This is a genomic window from Nonlabens sp. (assembly GCF_018401815.1).
In the GTDB taxonomy this organism is placed as follows: Bacteria; Bacteroidota; Bacteroidia; order Flavobacteriales; family Flavobacteriaceae; genus Nonlabens.
Window position 1 is genome coordinate 148,027 of record NZ_JAGYKG010000001.1, and the last position, 18,942, is coordinate 166,968.

Sequence of the window (18,942 nt, forward strand, 5' to 3'; positions counted from 1 at the left end):
TTTATTTTTTTTGATGCCGTTGGCCCTTTTGGCTCAAAGGGAAAAACCGCCTTTGCAAAAAGGTACTATCAACGATCAAAACAGACCTATAAGTAACAAAGAAGTAACTGTTGAGGGAGAAAAACCACCTATCACCGACTACCTGATCATCTCTCAAAAACGAGATACCACTTATTTGGACACCACCCTTACCATGGCAAAGGATTTTAAATTCAACTACCTGCGTCAAGACGATTTTGAGCTCATGCCCTTTCATAATGTAGGACAGCCTTATAACGAGTTGGGTAAAAGCTTTGACCTAGAACTTCTATCTCCTCGATTAGGATCTCGAGCAAGACACCAAAATTATTATGAGATTGACGATGTTTTTGACTACTACGTCCCTACTCCTTTAACTGATTTATATTTTAAAACCGCGGTGAATCAAGGGCAGCAATTAGAAGCATTATTTACTTCTAACTTATCTCCCCAATTCAATTTCTCTATCAGCTATAAAGGAGTGCGCAGCGCAGGTAACTATGTCAACACCTTGAGCAGTTCTGGCAATTTCAAATTCACTTCTAGCTACACCTCAAAAAATAAAGCCTACCGACTCAGAGTACACACCGTTTTTCAAGACCATTTAAATGAAGAAAATGGAGGTCTAGAAGCGGCTTCTTTACAGGGCTTTAGAGATGATGAAGCCAATTTTCAAAACAGAGGAAGGTTAGAACCCAACCTCACCGATGCCGAAAGCCTTCTGGACGGAAAACGATTTTATATAGATCAAGATTATGAAATAATAGGAAAAAAAGACAGCACCTCATATTATAGTGGTCGCATATATAACAAAGCTTATTACGAAGATAAATATTACCGATTTTCTCAAAACAGTGCTGATGAAGGCTTTCTAGGTGAAGCATATATTTCTTCTAACCTACAAGACCAAACAAATCTAGAGGAGGGAATGATAGAAGCTGGCGCTACTTATGATCATCATTTGTTAGGCTTTTATAAAGCTGGAGTTGCTAGACATAAATACAACTACGGCTACGATAGATTGATCAATCAAAACAGCGGGGTCATTAACAACCGACTGATAGGAGAACTCTATCAGTTCAAAGCAGCCTTTGAAAAGCGCATCGGTAAATTTGATGTTACCGCAACTGGTGGTGTGAATATCGCAGGAGACCTCGACGGTCAGTTTATCAACGGGCAGGCTTCCTATACATTTAAGGATGTTGCTGTAACAGCTGGTCTAGCGATCAGTTCTCGCGCACCAGATTTTATATTTACGCTTCATCAAAGCGATTACCTCAACTACAACTGGCAAAACAGCTTTAACAATATCGAAAAACAAGAACTGAGCTTCCTTATCGATTCTGAGAAATATGTCAACGCTCAAGTGACTTTTACCACCCTACAAGACCATGTGTATTTTGCGCAAAGTCTGGTTACCAATACCAACAATGAAGTAACTGGCTATAACGCTTTACCACTTCAGGCCAGTGGAGATATTACCTATCTCAAAATTAAACTCAATAAAGACATCAGTTTTTTGAAGCACTTTGGACTTGACAACACGCTGATGTATCAACAAGTTACACAAACTGATGACATCATCAACGTTCCCGACCTCACGGCCCGCAGTACCTTCTACTACAAAAACAGGTTCTTTAAAAACGCCTTGTTGCTCCAGACAGGAGTCACAGCAAAGTATTTTACGGAATATCACATGGATGGATACGATCCAGTTTTAGGAGAGTTTTACAGTCAAAATACAGAGGAACTAGGCGGTTTCCCGATGATAGATCTATTTGTAAATGCAAAAATAAGACAGACCAGAATCTTCTTTAAACTGGAACATGCCAACCAGCTTTTTGCCGGAAATACCAATTATTTTAGTGCACCCCGCAATCCCTATCGAGACTTTAGTATTCGTTTTGGGTTGGTATGGAATTTCTTTTTATAAAATTTTAGATTTTTTTAAGACGACATCTGCCTATATTTGACTGTGGCTATACGTAAATCCATTATCGCTTCTTTTTTGTTGTTGTTGTTTATAGCAGCACAACTCTCTGTGGTCCATGAATTCTCTCATGAGGAAGACAGCACAGAATGCGCGATTTGTATAGTTGCTCAGGATTTTCAGACCCAATCTTTTGACGTAGCTGCTGCGGTAGAATTTGATCCTATTGCATTTGTTCGTATCAAGGAAAAGATTGACGTTGATCTCGCTTTCGCGAAAGCGGAGTCCCAATCCATTATCCACACCACACGACCACCGCCATTTTCAATGGACGCTATCTAGATGAAAGGTCTTCTATAATTTGTTTTTTTTATTCTTATATCCTGAAAACTAAAGCACAGCTAAAGCTCCACTTTAAGTTGATCAGTTTTTGGATAGAAAATTAACTCCAATTATTTTACCCTCCTTTTCACTTACTTAGTTATTGCTTGAATTAAAGTGGGCTTCTCGCCCCAACACTTGGCAGTCATTTAAATTTTAAACATGTTTACTAAACAACTCGTAGCTATAGCTGTATTTCTCAGCTTTTGCTTCAGCAATGCACAAGAATGCACGCTTGTGCTCCAAGGAAAAGTAATAGATTTCCACGATTCCAAACCTTTGGAATTGGCCCAAATTTATGTGGTCCAATTACAAAAGACGTATATCTCAAATGCAGATGGCTCTTATAAAATAAGTGGTCTCTGCCCGGGAACTTATGACATCAACGTATCGCATTACGATTGTGAGACCAAGAAAATAACCTTTGAAATAGGTCAAAACAGAACCCTGAATATTTCTTTAGAGCATCATATCAGCGAATTAGAAACCGTAAACGTACTTGCAGACGTTCATGACAACCATGCCAGCACCCAATCCAGCACTAGAATTAATGCTGAAAAAATTCAGGAATACAGCGGTGGCTCTTTAGGTGACGCTCTGGCAACAGTCCCTGGGGTGAGCTCCTTAAAAACAGGGAATAGTGTTGTAAAGCCTGTGGTACATGGCCTTTATGGAAGTCGCGTAGCGATCGTCAATGATGGGTTGCGACAACAAGATCAAGAATGGGGTGTTGAACATGCTCCTAATATAGATCTCAATACCGCTAGCAATATACAGATCATCAAAGGAGCTAGTGCATTGAGGTACGGAGGAGATGCTATAGGAGGTACTATTCTTATAGAGCCTGCTCGTGTCATTTCAAAAGATACCTTAAGAGGACATGCGATCCTACAAGGACAGACCAATGGCCGTGGCGGTAGCGCAACAACTACTATTAATAAGTATCGCGCCTCTGGATGGTACCAGCAAGCAACACTAACCTATAAAAAGCTAGGTGATTTTGAAGCACCAGACTATGTATTAAGCAATACAGGAAGTGAAACAGCTGCTGTAAATCTAGGAGTAGGTTTCAAAACCTTTGAGTATGGAGCAAGTGCTAAATATTCCTTCTACAACAGTGATATAGGAATTTTAAGAGCCTCCCATATAGGAAACGCCGGCGATTTAGTACGCAGCATCAACTCTAGGCAGCCACTTATTATCAATGAGTTTACTTATGATATAGACGCGCCAAAACAACAAGTGGCCCATCACGGGCTGCAATTCAACGTGTTTAAACGATTTGCTGGATTAGGTAAATTGAGTATGGACTATTCCTTTCAGTTCAATAACCGCAAAGAATTTGACATTAGGCGTGGTGCAAATGTGGGTCTCGCTTCTCTAGACATCGACTTACAAACTCAAAACATAAGTCTATATGGTATAGCAGATGCTTTTGAAAACACCACCTATGAAGCCGGAATAGATTATATGAACCAATTGAACAGACCCAATGCTGCGACTGGTGTAAGAAGATTGATTCCAGATTATGATGCCAATAAAATAGGTGCCTTTGCCAGTCTGACTCACGAACCATCTGAAAAATGGGTGCTGGACGCAGGCATGAGATATGATCGTTATGATATCAACGCGACCAAATTCTACTTGCAAAGCCGCTGGGAAGATTTGGGTTATGAGGTGCAATTTGCTGCATTTGAAATAGGCGAACAAGGAAATCAAATTCTGACCAATCCAGCATTCCAATACGATTTATTTGCTTTTACCGCTGGCGCAAAATACTTATGGGATCGGCACTACGATCTAGCTCTCAATTTGAGTAGTGCTAACCGAGCTCCTAATCCTAGTGAGCTATTCAGCGATGGGTTGCACCATGCCTTAGCAACTATTGAGTTGGGAAGACTGGACCTGAAAAAAGAGCAGTCTTATAAAGTAAATGCTACTTTTCATGGAAATGAAGGTGATCTAGATTTTGAAATCAATCCGTATATGAACTTTGTAACTGATTTTATACAATTGATCCCTACAGGAATTGAAACGACTATACGAGGTGCTTTCCCTGTATTTCAATACGAGCAAATAAATGCACGACTATATGGAGTAGATGTGCACGCTAGTTATGATTTCTGGACCAAAAGACCAGCAAAGGAAATGAAAACAAATCCTGATGAAATCGTTGATGAATTGACAAAATTAGTGAGCCTAGAAAGTAATATTTCTTATATCCATGGAACCGATTCGAGCAATGGTATACCGCTTATAGATATGCCTCCATTCCAGATGGAGACACAGCTTATCTGGTACAATGCTTTTGTAAAGCGTCTGGATTTTAGACTGGCAAATCAAACTGTACTGCAACAAAATCGATTTCCAAATAACAACTATGATGTGAGTATTCCTGATGATCAAGGACAACTCATCACCTCTACGGTAGATATTTCCAGCACTCCAGCCGCTTATAGTCTATGGAATGTTGGTGTGAGTTACGCTTTCGCGAAAGCGAATACCAAAATCAACCTTAGCACCAACAACTTATTTAATACCCAGTACCGCAATTACCTCAACCGACAACGTTTCTATGCAAACGAAGTAGGTCGAGACATTCAGTTACAAATTATCTATAACTTTTAAAAACAACAAAAATGAAAACAATGAAAACAATGAAAACAATGAAAACAATGAAAAAATCAATCCTAGCTTTACCCTTAGTCGCTGTATTCTTTATGACTTCCTGTACTGATGATGACCCAGTTACTATCATCAATGAAGAAGAACTGATTACTACAGTAGAATTAGAACTCACCAACTCCACTGACGCCACTAATGTGGTCCTATTTAAATCAGTCGATATAGATGGTGAAGGTCCGGACGACCCAGTAATCACTATTACAGGAACTGTAAATACCAACAGTACATATCTGGGAGAAGTGCGTTTCCTAAATGAATCCATTGCGCCATCTGAAGACATTACGGAAGAAGTAATTGAAGAGTCCAATGAACACGAAGTATTTTATATCACTAGCGTTAACGAGCTTACGATAACAAAAACAGATGTGGATAATAATGGAAATCCGCTAGGGGTAGTCACCAGCTTCCAAACTGGTGCCGTAGGAACAGGAACACTAACAGTAGTATTGCGTCACGAGCCTACAAAACCTAACGACAACACTCTAAGTGGTGCCGGTGGTGAAACCGATGCAGAAGTGAGTTTTACTTTTGAAGTGGAGTAAATAAGTTTGGATTACCTAATACCTAAAGCCCGTTAAAGTAATTATTGCTTTAATGGGCTTTATTGTTCTTATTAAATGCAAGAATAAAATGACGCCTTAAAATTACTTAACCATTTTACTACAATAGTCCAATTTTTTCTTGCTAGTACATCACCCAAATTTATCAATCCATAACTTTGCTGATTGGATAAAATAAATTAAAAGTCTCCTGGAAAATCGATCACCTTTTGGGCACGTTGACGGTGTTTCTTCAATAATTCTGGATCCATCTTGCGCAGCAATGCCATCATCATGTTCATACGCTGGTTGTTCTTTAAATGCGCTTCTTTTTCTGCCAGAAAATTCCAATACAAAGAGTTGAAGGGGCAAGCGTCTTCTTCTGCTTTCTTCTTAGCTACTTGATAAGCACAACCTTTACAGTAGTTACTCATCTTGTTGATATAACTACCGCTGGATACATAAGGTTTGGTAGCGACAATCCCTCCATCTGCCCATTGAGACATGCCTCTGGTGTTGGTGATTTCTACCCATTCTATGGCATCAATGTAAATTCCTAAATACCACTCGTCCACATAACTTGGGTCGGTCATGTTGAGTAATGCGTAGTTCCCCGTGATCATCAATCGCTGTATGTGGTGGGCATAAGCATTGTCTAGCGAGTTGTTAATAGCATGTTTGAGGCAATTCATCTTGGTATCACCAGTCCAATAAAATTCAGGTAGTTTATTTTTATTTTCTAAAGCGTTTTTTATTTGGTAGCCAGGCATTTCACTCCAGTAAATCCCGCGCATGAATTCGCGCCAGCCTAAAATTTGCCTTATAAAACCTTCTACTTGAGAAATGTCTATTGCTGGTGTTCCGCTTTCGCGAAAGCGAGATATAACAGCCTCAATAACTTCCAATGGAGAAAGGAGTTTACAATTCATCGCAAAACTCAATCTGGAATGAAACAGGTACTCATGGTCGGTATGCATGGCATCTTGAAAATCGCCAAAATGAACCAACAAATGCTCACAGAAATAATTCAACACGTCTAATCCTTCTTGACGCGTAGTGGGCCAATTAAAATTAGACGGATCGATGCGACCTATAGTTTTCACCCCTTCCTTTTTCAGTAAATCAGTAATTTCAGTGACCTCTTTTCTAAACCTGCGTTCGTGTGGGATAGGGGTCTTTTCATCCCATTTATTGCGGTTGCTATGATCGTAATTCCATTTACCTCCTTCAGGCTCTTGATCGCCTTCTATCATGATATCATATTTCTTGCGCATATCGCGGTAGAAGTATTCCATGGTCCAGCGTTTTTTACCTTCAAAAAACTTTTTTACATCATTTCTCTTAGTGAAGAAATGCTCGGTATCATAAGCTTGCCATTCTATATTTAGCGATTTACAAAAGGTTTTCAACTGTTGATCCAACCGCCATTCATCTGGTGCGAGGTATTCAAACTTTTCGATACCCTGTTCTTTAATAAGATGTTGTAGATTCTTTACAAGATCTTGAGTGTTGCTTTTATTGTCTAAGTTATAATACACACTCTTCCATCCTCGCTCTTGTATCCAAGAATTAAAACCACGCATCGCCATAAAAAAGGCTACTACTTTTTGAATGTGATGCGTTACATAGTCCGTCTCCTGGCGCATCTCTGCCATAAAATAAGTCACATTTTCTTGATCCCCATGGAACCAGGAATGTTGATGATTGAGTTGATCGCCCAGTACTAATCTCAGTGTTTTCATATGTTCTATTTAATTTCCGCGCAGGCGGAAATCTTTTTATGGTGTCAAGCCGTTGCATAACGGCTTCGCTAAATTCTTTCTAGACGTGGACAAAAACCATCTGTCCAATGCCAGAATAAATCCTCCTCTGTAAAATTATATTCTCAACAGTCAGCATTTTTTTACGCTGCCGAATGAATGTGGCATCTTGTTCCATTTTCGAGATCGAATTCAATTTCAATTTCAAGTTCCATTTCATTTAAAACAATCCTTCTTGCAACCACAACTGCTGGAACTTTCCATCAGCATCATAACGGCTGGCTTGTAATTCTATATTAAAAGTTCTGTTTCTCGGATCGTTTCCTACTCCACTGTTATACATCCAGTTGCCATAATTAGAATGTACATCATAATCGATGAGGATGTGTTCAAAATAAGCAGCTCCTATTCTCCAATCTTGTTCTTTGTGCATGGACCAATAGCTCGCCACATTCTGTCTGCCGCGGTTGCTCATAAATCCAGTAGCAGCAAGTTCTTTCATATTTGCATTTACAAAAGGTTCGTGTGTTTCTCCTGCTATCCACTTTTTAAGTTCGCGCTCACTAGAGTTCCATTCGTAATCATTTTGAAGTATCCCCCCTATTTGAAAAATCTCACTTTTATGTTTAAGTGAAACATACTTAAAGAAATCCCTCCATATCAATTCAAAAATAAGCCAGTAGGTGTCTTGATTCTTTTTAACCTCTTTTTCAAATCGTTTTACTTCGTGATAAATCTGTTTAGCAGATATACAACCTATCGCCAGCCATGCACTGAACTTACTGCTGTAATCAATTCCTACTAGTCCATTTCTGGTATTTTTATAATATTGAAGTTTTTTCGTTTGCCAAAAATAGTGATCCAATCGTTCCCAAGCAGCGGTCGCGCCTCCATTCCAAGGAAAAGCACTGCGGCTGTCTTTTTCAAAGTCTTCCAATCCCAATTCTTTTAAAGTCGGGATAGAAGTCACCTCTACTTCTGGTGCCTGTTGTTGGTAATTTTCAATACTAACCAAATCACGCACCTCACACTGCTTTTCGCACTTCTTTCTAAATTCTGTAAAAACTCGAGGCAGCTGACTCCAATTTTCAAAAGGCACATCGTCTGGGTGAAATAAGAACTGATCGTAAATTCGATGCCCTTTTACTTGATCTTTTAATCCGGCACTTTCTATCGCCTTTCCTAAATCTTCTTCTTGTTTCAACTCGTCACGAGTCCATTCCTTTTGGAGAAAAATATTTGAAATGGCATGTTGCTCTATTAATCTTGGAATAACAGCCGCTGGAGTGGCATGAAATATCAACAGCGGAATCCGGTGCTTTTCAAGATGAATGCGTAAATCCTCTAAGGCCTCCCTAATCAACTGAGCCCGGTATTTACCTGTTTTACCAAAGGGCAGCTCCAACTCTAAATCAAAACTGCTTTTTTCGTAAAAATTAGGATCAAAAAAATAAACCCCAATGACATCACCCTCCATCTCACAAGCCGCTTTTAGGCTTTGATTATCTGCTACTCTTAAATCATTTCTAAACCAAACTAGGTTGCTCATATTCTTCTTTTTTTGTCAAGCCATTACAGAACGGCTTTGCTATACTCTTTCTCCATACCGACAAAAATCATCTGTCCAATGGCAGAATGAATTCTGCCCCAGTGAAATTATATTGTCGCCTTTTGGAGTTCTTTTCTTGCGCCGAATGAATTCGGCTTATTTATTGGAACTGCATTTCTTACTGCAATACTTGACGGTTTCCCAATTCTTTTCCCACTTTTTACGCCAGGTGAATTCGCGTTCACAAACCGGACAAACCTTAATAGGCAACTGATGCTGATTACGTGCTTTTTGTTTCATAACATGTTCTGCATTAACGCAAATCTCTTTTAATAGTCAAGCCGTTGCAGAACGGCTTCGCTTTATAATGTCTCTATAGTCTTTTAAAATCATCCTCAAAGGCAGCATGAATGCTGCCTCTTTGAAATTTAATGTCGCTTATCAACCTCCTTTTATGACGCCTAACGAAGGCAGAATGAATTCTGCCTCTATAAATTATAACGTCACCTCACGGCGTTTTTTTGTTACGCCGAATAAATTCGGCTTTTTGTTTCATTTTCAAATTCGAGTTCAAATTCAAGTTCGAGTTCAAATTCACTCCTACTTCCCTGTTTTCATAGAGATTTCTTCCAGGTCCTTACCCAGTTGTGCATAGCTCAATCTCTTGGACACTTTCGCGACAGCGTAACCGTCGAGGCCATTTATAGTGACCGTTCCAGCTTTTCCTAGATCGACCCAACCATCTGCTGCCAAGTGATTTTCATTCAAGAAAATGTCGGTGATTTTACAAATCACCAGGATACACTTGTTTTCTTCTAAATAATATTCGTTGACATATTCTGCTACGAGTTGTACCGGAGCCTCTTTTACAAAAGGCGTTGAAAACCCGTCTCTTTCTATCTTTTCAATAGCAAGTTTCTCAAATTCAGAAATAGACACATCGTACTTGGAACTAGATTGATGAGCGTGGTCTATCAAGGATTGAGGTAGGTGATTGAGCGTGATCTTACCCGTTTCTTTAAGGTTGTAATAGGTATGACCTACACCATATCCTAAGGGTCTTTGCACAAAACTAAATAGCGCCGGATTGCTCCCTAAATGAGTCACACTGCTAAAAACAGCCACATTATCTACACCATCTTTCGATCGAGTGGCCAGTAAATTAGCACTTTTAAATCCCGTGATACTGTTCACCAAGTTGCCCCGATAAATACGTTCATAATTCTGAAGTTCTTCAAGGCCTATGTGTTTCATTTGTTTAACTTATATCTTCAAAGATAAAACAAAAGCCTTTTGTATGTGGTTTTTGAAATGTTTAAACTTTATTAAATTGCTGTATGGATTTATAAAAGGCATTTGAGCTCAACAAAGAAACTTGGAATACCAAAACAGGTATTCATTATGAAAGTAAATTTTATGATAAGTAAGCTTTCGCAAAAGCGAAAAACTCATTAAACTCCTACGAGATCGACGCCCTTGACGGGGTAACCGGCAAGAGGTTGCTGCACTTGCGATGCCACTTCGGACAAGATTCTTTGAGTTGGGCAAATAAAGGCGAGGAAAGGAACTCGAACTCGAACTTGAATTTGAAGTTAAAGTTGAAACTAATTCTTGAGATCAGATAAAGCGAAGCCGTTATGCAACCGCTTGACGTTGAATTAAGTTCTAGATATGAAATAAATCAAAAAACCCCTTTTCAATAACTGGAAAAGGGAATTTTATATAGAATGCAATGTATTTCTAAGAGTCCACCACTTCAGCATCTGGTGCATTTTTTTTAAGGCTTTGTATGCCGTTATCACGAGCGCTTTCAGACTCGTACATTTCGCTTTTTCCTATGACTTGACCATTAGTGGCTGTAAGGTTAAAATAAGACTTTCCAGAAGAACTCACTCCTTTAGTATAGCGTTTATCGTCTTGGGAATTCTTGCGAACTGATTCGATTCCATTATCCCGGGAGGCTTTAGTTTTATACGCCTGACTAGCTAATATATTTTGCCCATTAGATGCTTTTAATCTAAAGCGGTATTCTTCTGACTTATTTTTATAAACTTCAAATTTTCCCATGTTGGCATCTTTATGATAGGTGCTAAAGATAAAATACTTCTTGAAGATCTGAAAACTAAAACCTCGCTATTAATCCCGCATTGATACCAAACGGATGTCCAGGTCGCAAACCAGCTGGTTGTCTAGAAACGGCATATTCATTATCCAACACATTGATCATGTTTAAGGTACCAGTAAGGTTGTTATTAAAATGATACCTTCCAGAGACATCAATTATAAAGTTACTATCTACCCTTTCTGAAGCTATCGTATCACCTGACCCCGCAACAGTTCTCATTTCTCCTACAAATCTAGCATTGGCATTGATATCAAATTTGGAGTGAGAAAGACCTGCAAGAAAATTCCACTGATTTTCTGCGATATATGGAATTTCATCTCCTATGGCTACCTCGCCATAAACATTACTATCAAAAGCATTTTGAAATTCAGTTTGTGTATGAGTGTAATTTAAGGTGAGCGGTAAGGACCAATCACTGTTGCCCTCCAATAGATCATAAGAAAAACTCACTTCTATTCCAGCGACATTCACTTCTCCAGCGTTGAACATATCTGTGGTTCCTCCTCCACCGCTAGCAGCGAGATCGCTTCCTAATAAATTGCTGTAGTCATTAAAAAATACCGTAGTCTCTCCTCTTAAGCCATTGATAAGAAAACGAGATCCCAATTCATAGTTAACGCTTTCTTCAGCAGCTACATCAGGAGCACTTCCTGGAGGGGAAAATCCTTTGTGAACACCTCCAAAGAAAGACCATAAATTAGTGATGCGGTAATTTGCTCCTATTCCAGGAATAAACACATGAACACTGTTTTCTCGAGAACTCAAGTTGGCCCCTGTGCGACCAGGATCGTTACTTCCGTAATTATCTCTAGTAAGTGTGATGTCTTCATATCTCAAACCTGGAGTTAATGTTAATTTACCCAAAGTTGCTTTGTAAAGGGCGTGAAAAGCAATGGCCTCAGCATCTGACACCCGATTCGCATCTGTACCTCTGGTGGCTGGAGAAGTTCGAGCTAGTTGGCCATTTTCTACACCAAATAAGTCTACCCATTGAAAGCGATCTTCTTGATCTGTATGATAACGTATCCCTAATTCTAAATCACTTAACATATCATCACCAAATTTTATGTTTACTTTTGATTGAACTCCTCTAGAATAATACACTCTATTGTTTGCTTTCACTCCCAAAACATCTTCGGCAGTATCTTGTCCACTAGAAATAGCGTCGTATTCACTTACATAAGTAGTGGGATCTGTAAGTATGTTATTAAGAGATACCGCACCATTTCCAGTATTTACATAATCGAGTTTGTACCAATTCCTTTTAAAATTATTGGAATAAGCGGTGGTTTGAACTGTAATGTTCTGAGCAGGTTTGATAAGGTGAGTTAATTGAATTTGATCGTGCTCGGTGACAATATTATCTGCTGCACTACCTAAATACCTTCTATATGGATTCGTTTGAAAATCTGAATCTGTAAGACCTAAATAGGTCTCATTATCCAAGCCTTCACTGTACTGCAATTTTAAAGTTAAGGATTGCTGAATTTTTGCAGAGGCTTTTGATCTGTAACTGAATTTTGCACTGTAATCGTTGCGATCAAATCCGGTGTTTCCACCATTATCTAAACTTTTAAATCCATCACTACTGAAGTTTAAAAAATCCACCATATACCCCCATTGCTCTCCACTGTCGCCAATACGCAATTCTGTCTGTCTAGAATTAAAGTTCCCCATACTCATTCGAGCATACCCATTTAACTCATTAGGGATGGAGTTTGACACAAAATTAATGGCTCCACCAGTGGTAAAAGGCCCATATTGCACCTGACTACTACCCTTTAACACTTCTATAGCTTCCATACGAGCTACATTAGGAAAATAATAAGCTGCCGGAGACGAGTAAGGTGCTGGGGAAATAAGCACTCCATCTTCCATCAAAGTAATTTTAGAAGAACGCTCTGCTTGTGTACCTCTTAAGGATATGTTAGGTCGCAATCCAAAACCATCCTCTTCTGTAACGTTCACCCCAGGAATTGAAAGCAAGGCTCTGTTTACATCTGTATAATTAAATTTGGTCAGGTCTGTTTGTGACATATAATAAGAAGAACCTGTTCTATTCTGAGCTTCAAACTTACTTCCTATTAAAGAATTAGGTTTGAGATGAATCACTTTTAGATTTTCAACAGAATCTGCTGGTTGTTCGTTTTGGGCTTGTGATAATTGAATACTGACAACAACAATAACTAAACTTAGTATCTTTTTCATTTATTTAGATTAAATATAAATAGGGTTTTAAATTCGACTGCAAATTTAAAACGCTTATTTAGATTAAATAAACATAAGGATCAATTTTAACAATTGTTATTACTTATAACAAGTCTGAAAATCATTGATAAAATATATAGAATGATTCTAAATAAGGTTTTCTAGCTGATAATAAGCTATATAATTATCTGTGTTGATGTGTGAGTTGTTGGGAAGTTTCGCTTTCGCGAAAGCGAGAACCTAATAGAATCATGAATGGATGCTATTTCTATTCACAAATGCCAAAAAATAAGTGGTTATTTAAAAAGTAGGAAAGCAATAGATACAGACAACTAGCAATGGCTTAAACCAACTCTGCCTCAAAAAGCGCTGTAAAATAGGTTTTGATTTTGGACTTCACTTCTTCTAGGTCTACCTCTCTTTTAAGCTCCACAGCTAGTGAAGTGACCGCTTTATCCTCTATACCACAAGGAATGATATGATCAAAATAGCCCAAATTGGTATTGACATTAAAAGCAAAACCGTGCATGGTTACCCAGCGACTAGCGCGCACTCCCAAAGCACAAATCTTGCGCGCAAAAGGTGTTCCTACATCCAGCCAAACTCCTGTTTCTCCATCGCTACGTTCTCCCTTTAGACCGTAGTCCGCTAGGATTTTAATAAATATTTCTTCTAAAAAACGAAGGTATTTGTGAATATCGGTAAAGAAATTGTCCAGATCTAATATAGGATAACCTGTAATTTGCCCAGGGCCGTGATAGGTTATATCACCACCTCGATTGATCTTATAAAAAGTAGCTCCTATTTTCCCTAACAAAACTTCATTTGCTAATAAATTTTCAAGATCGCCACTTTTACCAAGGGTATAAACATGTTCGTGTTCTACAAAAAGCAAGTGGTTGGAGGTCTCTAATCCAGCATCTTCTCGTCTGTTTTTGATTTTAGTAGTTAGAACCGTCTTAAAAAGTTCTTCTTGTAAATCCCAAGTTTCCTTGTAATCCTTGCGACCTAGATCCTGAAAAAATACTTTTTTGTTCATCTGACAAAGGTAAAAGTAAGAAGTGGGTTTACCTTAAGGAACGCATAAATTTTACCTATCTGGATTATTCAAAATAATCAAAGCAGCAATCACACCAGGAATCCAACCTAATAGGGTGAGTATAAAAACAATAATAATTGAACCACAGCCTTTGCCTATAACGGCTAGTGGAGGGAAAATAATGCAAAGGATAACACGCCAGACGCTCATACTCTAATTACTTGTTAATGATTAATTGATTTTAATTTGCAGTCGCAGTTGATGAACCAAATTTTAAGCAAAGCTAAGAATATTATGTTCTTTCATTATTAAAAATGCTGACTGCGGTAGCGAGTGATAACAAAAAAGACGCTACAAAAACAATTTTGTTACACCATGTAACCAAGTTATCTTTGCAAGCTTAATTCAAAGATACAATATGCAACTTTCTGAACAAGAAATCGTACGCCGTGAGAAACTAGGCAAGCTGCGTGAGATGGGAATAGACCCTTATCCAGCAGCACTTTATCCAGTAGACTCCACCTCTAAAAAGATAAAAGCAGATTTCAAAGAAGGTAAACAGGTGGTTATTGCGGGTCGATTAATGGCGATTAATATTCAAGGTAAGGCCTCCTTTGCACAGCTTCAAGATAGCGAGGGTCGCATACAACTCTATTTTAACCGCGACGAGATTTGCCCTGGTGAAGATAAATCCATGTATAATGATGTCTTCAAAAAGCTTTTAGATTTAGGAGATTTTATAGGTGTTGAAGGAACTCTATTTACTACCCAAGTAGGGGAGAAAACCGCAATGGTTAAAAAGTTTCAATTGCTTAGTAAATCATTAAAACCTTTACCTATACCTAAGCAAAAAGATGGTACAACTTACGATGCATTCACAGACCCAGAAATGCGGTACCGACAGCGCTACGCCGACCTTGTCGTGAATCCGCATGTGAAAGAAGTGTTTATTAAAAGAACCAAGCTTTTTAATGCGATGCGTTCATTTTTTAACGACCGTGAATATTTTGAAGTAGAAACACCTATACTGCAGCCTATTCCTGGTGGAGCTGCTGCACGACCATTTATCACTCACCACAATTCGCTGGACATGCCACTTTATATGCGTATTGCAAATGAATTGTATTTAAAAAGATTGATTGTAGGTGGTTTTGACGGGGTGTATGAATTCAGTAAAAACTTCCGTAACGAAGGGATGGATCGCACACATAACCCAGAATTTACAGCGATGGAAATATATGTAGCCTACAAAGATTACAACTGGATGATGGACTTTACAGAAGAGCTTTTGGAGCACTGTGCAGTACAAGTAAATGGAACAACCACCAGCCAATTTGGGGCACACACCATTGAATGGAAAGCACCTTACCCGAGAGTAAGCATGCGCCAGTCGATTATTGATTTCACCGGTTTTGATATTGATGGGAAAAATGAGGAAGAGTTATACGCTTTCGCGAAAGCGGAAGGAATAGAAGTCAATGCCACCATGGGGAAAGGAAAGTTAATTGACGAGATCTTTGGCGAAAAATGTGAAGGCAACTACATACAGCCTACGTTTATCACAGACTATCCTAAGGAAATGTCACCCCTATGCAAGCAACACCGTGATAATCCAGAACTAACCGAACGTTTTGAATTGATGGTGTGTGGTAAGGAAATTGCAAATGCGTATTCAGAATTAAACGATCCTATAGATCAAAGAGAGCGTTTTGAAGCGCAACTTGCCCTTGCCGATCGCGGTGATGACGAGGCGATGTTTATAGATCAAGACTTCTTAAGAGCACTTGAATACGGGATGCCTCCTACTTCTGGATTAGGAATAGGAATGGATCGATTGATCATGTATTTAACGAACAATCCATCGATTCAAGAAGTGCTGTTTTTCCCGCAGATGAAGCCAGAAAACAGCGTTTCTGTAGCGCTTAATGAAGAGGAACAATTGGTTTTTGAGTTACTTTCTAAGTCAGGAAAAATGGACTTGAATGCCTTAAAAGATCTGGCTGGATTAAGTAATAAGAAATGGGATAAATCTATCAAAGGACTAACCGGTAAAAAAGTGGCTAAAGTTTCTAAAACAGATGAAGGGCTTTTTGCAGAGGTGGTTTGATCAGCATTCTAATACTTAAAAACCTGCTTATCATTACTGATAAGCAGGTTTTTTTTTTGCCCTAAATGAAACCATATCTAAAATATCAGGTCATAGAAGGGTAACATAAAAATACAAGCACATGAAAAAATTAATGATTTTAGTAGCAATACTAACAGTAGGTTTTGCAAATGCCCAACCTGGAGAAAGGAATTTAACTCCAGAACAAATGGCTTCTATGCAATCTAAAAAAATGACCTTAGTTTTAGATCTTGACACAAAGCAACAAGTACGAGTAGAGCAATTGTTATTAGTCCTAGCAAAAGAACGCGTGGCTGATAAAATGAACCGAGAAGATAGATCTCAACTTAATGATCTTGAAAAGATTACAAGAATGGAAAATAGGCTCGACAAGAGGATCGCCATGAAGAGAGAAATGAAAAGCATCTTAAACACCGATCAATATAAGAGATGGGAGAAAATGATCGCCAAAAGAGCGAAAAGAAAAGCTGGGAAAAACAAAAGAGGCGAAAGAAGAAATCCTTGGTAGTCTGTTTTCTCATAACAAACAGCCTTTTTAATTCTTGCTGTTAAATTAATACCTGCAGGTTTCTTAATTGAAGTCCGTATGTTATTTAGAATTCCTTTTAACCTTCTAAAGAAGCCCGATATTAGAGCTGTTATCATCAGTTAAATTCTATAGTATAATGATGCATTTGAAAGCAAAAGAAATGTCCAAATGAGCTCTTGATATCCAATTAAATCCTTATTTTTAAAAATTATAATAATATATGATCATGAAGAAATTACTTTTTACGGTGGCGATCCTTGCAGGATCATTATCTTTTGCTCAACAAGAAATAAGCAATTCACAACAAGAATTGAGTAAAAATACCAGTGCAAGAGTTCAAGCATTTAATGAAAAAATAGATGCTAAAGTGACTGCGATTGTTGAGATCACAAAGTTGGATAAAAAGAACCACTCAGAGCTTAAAGAAATAGTAGCTACAAAAGAAATGCTCTTGATACGTCTGGATCGTGAAGGAAAAGAAGTTCAGGATTACCAAGGACGTCGTAATAACATCATGAATAACTACCAAGAACTCTTGAAAAAGTTATTGGGGGAGTCCAAGTTCAATTTATTACAAAGCAACATAAGCCCTAAATAAAAAAGGCTATGTCAATGTGTATGTGTAGTCCTAAATAAAAAACCGTTCTTGAATAAAGAACGGTTTTTTTATGTGTTGTCTGAACTATCTTAAAATGAATAAGATTCTAATTTGCTGCAGCTGTTTTATTTATTGCAGCCTACCATTATTAGAACTACCACTTTGCTACCACTTCTCTACTAGCCTCTATCGTTGTATCCAGATCTTCATAACTCAATGCATCATTTAAGAAGTAGGATTCAAAAGCACTAGGTGGTAAATAAATACCTCGCTCTAGCAGGCCGTGAAAGAACTTCTTGAACCAATCGTTATTACCAGTTGCCGCGCTAGCAAAATCAACTACTTCTTGATCTGTAAAATGTACCGACATCATGGATCCGTAACGATTGATCTGGTAATCCAATCCTTTTTCAGAAAGCACGCTGTCTATTCCTTTGTGTAAGTATTCGGTTTTAGTAGCTAGGCTATCAAATACCTCAGGATGATTTTTTAAATGAGACAACATCGCAATACCAGCACTCATCGCCAGAGGATTCCCGCTTAAGGTTCCTGCTTGATAGACTGGTCCTAACGGAGCCAAGTGATTCATGATTTCTTGACGTGCAGCAAACGCCCCTACAGGCAGCCCCCCGCCGATCACCTTACCGTAGGTAACTATATCTGCTCTTACACCAGTAGTTTCTTGAGCGCCGCCTGGAGCCAGTCTAAAACCGGTCATCACCTCATCAAAAATAAATAAAGCGCCGTTCTCATCACACAAGGATCTGATGCCTTCTAGGAAACCTTCCTGAGGTACTATACAACCCATGTTTCCAGCAATAGGTTCTATAATGACACAGGCAATCTCGTCTTTGTTTTTCTTAAATATATCAGCTACTTGGTCTAAGTTATTGTACTGCGCTAGCAAGGTGTCCCTCGCAGTACCTGGAGTCACACCAGGACTATTAGGACTACCGAAAGTCACTGCACCACTACCCGCTTGAATCAAGAAGGAGTCACTATGACCGTGGTAACATCCAGCAAATTTTATGATCTTGTCACGCCCGGTAAAACCTCGTGCCAATCTTACGGCACTCATGCAAGCCTCCGTACCAGAGTTGACCATTCTAATTTGATCCATGTTAGGAACCATAGAAAGTGCCAGTTTTGCAATTTCTGTTTCCACAGCAGTAGGCATGCCATAAGAGGTCCCTTTCTTAGCAGCCTTGATCACAGCCTCTACGACAGGTTCAAAAGCATGACCTAAAATCATAGGCCCCCAAGAGGCGATGTAGTCTATTAGTTGATGGCCGTCTTCTGTTTGTAAATATGCACCTTTTGCACGTTCAACAAAAACAGGGTCCCCTCCTACGGCATTAAAAGCCCTAACTGGAGAGTTCACCCCGCCTGGGATGTATTTTTTTGCTTCTTGAAAAAGAGCACTACTTCTTTGGTAAATAAATGACATGAAAAT

General features: G+C 38.7%; 16 protein-coding genes. 7 read left to right on the plus strand and 9 right to left on the minus strand.

The annotated features are described in order from the left end of the window. Positions 1-52 precede the first annotated feature (52 nt). From KG732_RS00715 to KG732_RS00730, 4 genes are all read left to right on the plus strand, one after another. On the plus strand, positions 53-1,951 hold the full coding sequence (locus KG732_RS00715) for a putative porin (protein ID WP_300980258.1): 1,899 nt from the start codon (positions 53-55) through the stop codon (positions 1,949-1,951). Positions 1,952-1,987: 36 nt separating this feature from the next. Next, positions 1,988-2,290, plus strand: coding sequence for a hypothetical protein (locus tag KG732_RS00720; RefSeq protein WP_213520249.1), 303 nt, complete (start codon positions 1,988-1,990; stop codon positions 2,288-2,290). Positions 2,291-2,491: 201 nt separating this feature from the next. Next, positions 2,492-4,957, plus strand: a complete 2,466-nt coding sequence (locus tag KG732_RS00725) for a TonB-dependent receptor (protein ID WP_213520251.1) — start codon at positions 2,492-2,494, stop codon at positions 4,955-4,957. A 47-nt stretch (positions 4,958-5,004) separates the two neighbouring features. Further along, a complete protein-coding gene (locus KG732_RS00730; RefSeq protein ID WP_300980259.1) occupies positions 5,005-5,556 on the plus strand; it encodes a type 1 periplasmic binding fold superfamily protein in 552 nt (183 codons plus the stop codon). Positions 5,557-5,753: 197 nt separating this feature from the next. Here KG732_RS00730 and KG732_RS00735 read toward each other — a convergent pair whose 3' ends face one another. The 8 genes from KG732_RS00735 to KG732_RS00770 all read right to left on the minus strand — a co-directional run bounded on the left by KG732_RS00735 (position 5,754) and on the right by KG732_RS00770 (position 14,444). Beyond that, a complete protein-coding gene (locus tag KG732_RS00735) occupies positions 5,754-7,295 on the minus strand; it encodes a cryptochrome/photolyase family protein (RefSeq protein ID WP_213520253.1) in 1,542 nt (513 codons plus the stop codon). 238 nt (positions 7,296-7,533) lie between these two features. Then, the gene (locus KG732_RS00740; RefSeq protein ID WP_213520255.1) at positions 7,534-8,862 is read right to left on the minus strand and encodes a DASH family cryptochrome; all 1,329 of its coding nucleotides are present in this window, start codon (positions 8,860-8,862) and stop codon (positions 7,534-7,536) included. Between the two features lie 156 nt (positions 8,863-9,018). Next, the gene (locus KG732_RS00745) at positions 9,019-9,162 is read right to left on the minus strand and encodes a DUF2256 domain-containing protein (RefSeq protein ID WP_213520257.1); all 144 of its coding nucleotides are present in this window, start codon (positions 9,160-9,162) and stop codon (positions 9,019-9,021) included. A gap of 300 nt (positions 9,163-9,462) precedes the next feature. After that, a complete protein-coding gene (locus KG732_RS00750) occupies positions 9,463-10,116 on the minus strand; it encodes a flavin reductase (RefSeq protein WP_213520259.1) in 654 nt (217 codons plus the stop codon). 486 nt (positions 10,117-10,602) lie between these two features. Then, positions 10,603-10,929 carry a YegP family protein gene (locus KG732_RS00755; RefSeq protein WP_213520261.1) on the minus strand — a complete coding sequence of 109 codons (327 nt, stop codon included), beginning with the start codon at positions 10,927-10,929 and terminating at the stop codon, positions 10,603-10,605. A gap of 55 nt (positions 10,930-10,984) precedes the next feature. Continuing rightward, positions 10,985-13,195: a TonB-dependent receptor gene (locus tag KG732_RS00760; RefSeq protein ID WP_213520263.1), complete on the minus strand. Its 2,211-nt coding sequence runs from the start codon at positions 13,193-13,195 to the stop codon at positions 10,985-10,987. Positions 13,196-13,538: 343 nt separating this feature from the next. Then, positions 13,539-14,234, minus strand: coding sequence for a lipoyl(octanoyl) transferase LipB (gene lipB / locus KG732_RS00765; protein ID WP_213520265.1), 696 nt, complete (start codon positions 14,232-14,234; stop codon positions 13,539-13,541). A 51-nt stretch (positions 14,235-14,285) separates the two neighbouring features. Then, on the minus strand, positions 14,286-14,444 hold the full coding sequence (locus KG732_RS00770; RefSeq protein ID WP_213520267.1) for a YqaE/Pmp3 family membrane protein: 159 nt from the start codon (positions 14,442-14,444) through the stop codon (positions 14,286-14,288). Positions 14,445-14,652: 208 nt separating this feature from the next. Between KG732_RS00770 and lysS the strand changes: the two genes are divergently transcribed. The 3 genes from lysS to KG732_RS00785 all read left to right on the plus strand — a co-directional run bounded on the left by lysS (position 14,653) and on the right by KG732_RS00785 (position 17,489). Further along, positions 14,653-16,341, plus strand: coding sequence for a lysine--tRNA ligase (gene lysS / locus KG732_RS00775; RefSeq protein ID WP_213520269.1), 1,689 nt, complete (start codon positions 14,653-14,655; stop codon positions 16,339-16,341). 121 nt (positions 16,342-16,462) lie between these two features. After that, a complete protein-coding gene (locus KG732_RS00780; RefSeq protein ID WP_213520271.1) occupies positions 16,463-16,870 on the plus strand; it encodes a hypothetical protein in 408 nt (135 codons plus the stop codon). A 247-nt stretch (positions 16,871-17,117) separates the two neighbouring features. Further along, the gene (locus tag KG732_RS00785; protein WP_213520273.1) at positions 17,118-17,489 is read left to right on the plus strand and encodes a hypothetical protein; all 372 of its coding nucleotides are present in this window, start codon (positions 17,118-17,120) and stop codon (positions 17,487-17,489) included. 154 nt (positions 17,490-17,643) lie between these two features. Here KG732_RS00785 and hemL read toward each other — a convergent pair whose 3' ends face one another. Then, positions 17,644-18,936, minus strand: coding sequence for a glutamate-1-semialdehyde 2,1-aminomutase (gene hemL, locus KG732_RS00790; protein ID WP_213520275.1), 1,293 nt, complete (start codon positions 18,934-18,936; stop codon positions 17,644-17,646). Between the last annotated feature and the right edge of the window lie 6 nt (positions 18,937-18,942).

Coding starts and splice junctions, on each gene's coding strand:
- KG732_RS00725 (WP_213520251.1), top strand. CDS start 2,492: ATGTTTACTAAACAACTCGTAGCTATAGCTGTATTTCTCAGCTTTTGC.
- KG732_RS00730 (WP_300980259.1), top strand. CDS start 5,005: ATGAAAAAATCAATCCTAGCTTTACCCTTAGTCGCTGTATTCTTTATG.
- KG732_RS00735 (WP_213520253.1), bottom strand. CDS start 7,295: ATGAAAACACTGAGATTAGTACTGGGCGATCAACTCAATCATCAACAT.
- KG732_RS00740 (WP_213520255.1), bottom strand. CDS start 8,862: ATGAGCAACCTAGTTTGGTTTAGAAATGATTTAAGAGTAGCAGATAAT.
- KG732_RS00745 (WP_213520257.1), bottom strand. CDS start 9,162: ATGAAACAAAAAGCACGTAATCAGCATCAGTTGCCTATTAAGGTTTGT.
- KG732_RS00750 (WP_213520259.1), bottom strand. CDS start 10,116: ATGAAACACATAGGCCTTGAAGAACTTCAGAATTATGAACGTATTTAT.
- KG732_RS00755 (WP_213520261.1), bottom strand. CDS start 10,929: ATGGGAAAATTTGAAGTTTATAAAAATAAGTCAGAAGAATACCGCTTT.
- KG732_RS00760 (WP_213520263.1), bottom strand. CDS start 13,195: ATGAAAAAGATACTAAGTTTAGTTATTGTTGTTGTCAGTATTCAATTA.
- lipB (WP_213520265.1), bottom strand. CDS start 14,234: ATGAACAAAAAAGTATTTTTTCAGGATCTAGGTCGCAAGGATTACAAG.
- KG732_RS00770 (WP_213520267.1), bottom strand. CDS start 14,444: ATGAGCGTCTGGCGTGTTATCCTTTGCATTATTTTCCCTCCACTAGCC.
- lysS (WP_213520269.1), top strand. CDS start 14,653: ATGCAACTTTCTGAACAAGAAATCGTACGCCGTGAGAAACTAGGCAAG.
- KG732_RS00780 (WP_213520271.1), top strand. CDS start 16,463: ATGAAAAAATTAATGATTTTAGTAGCAATACTAACAGTAGGTTTTGCA.
- KG732_RS00785 (WP_213520273.1), top strand. CDS start 17,118: ATGAAGAAATTACTTTTTACGGTGGCGATCCTTGCAGGATCATTATCT.
- hemL (WP_213520275.1), bottom strand. CDS start 18,936: ATGTCATTTATTTACCAAAGAAGTAGTGCTCTTTTTCAAGAAGCAAAA.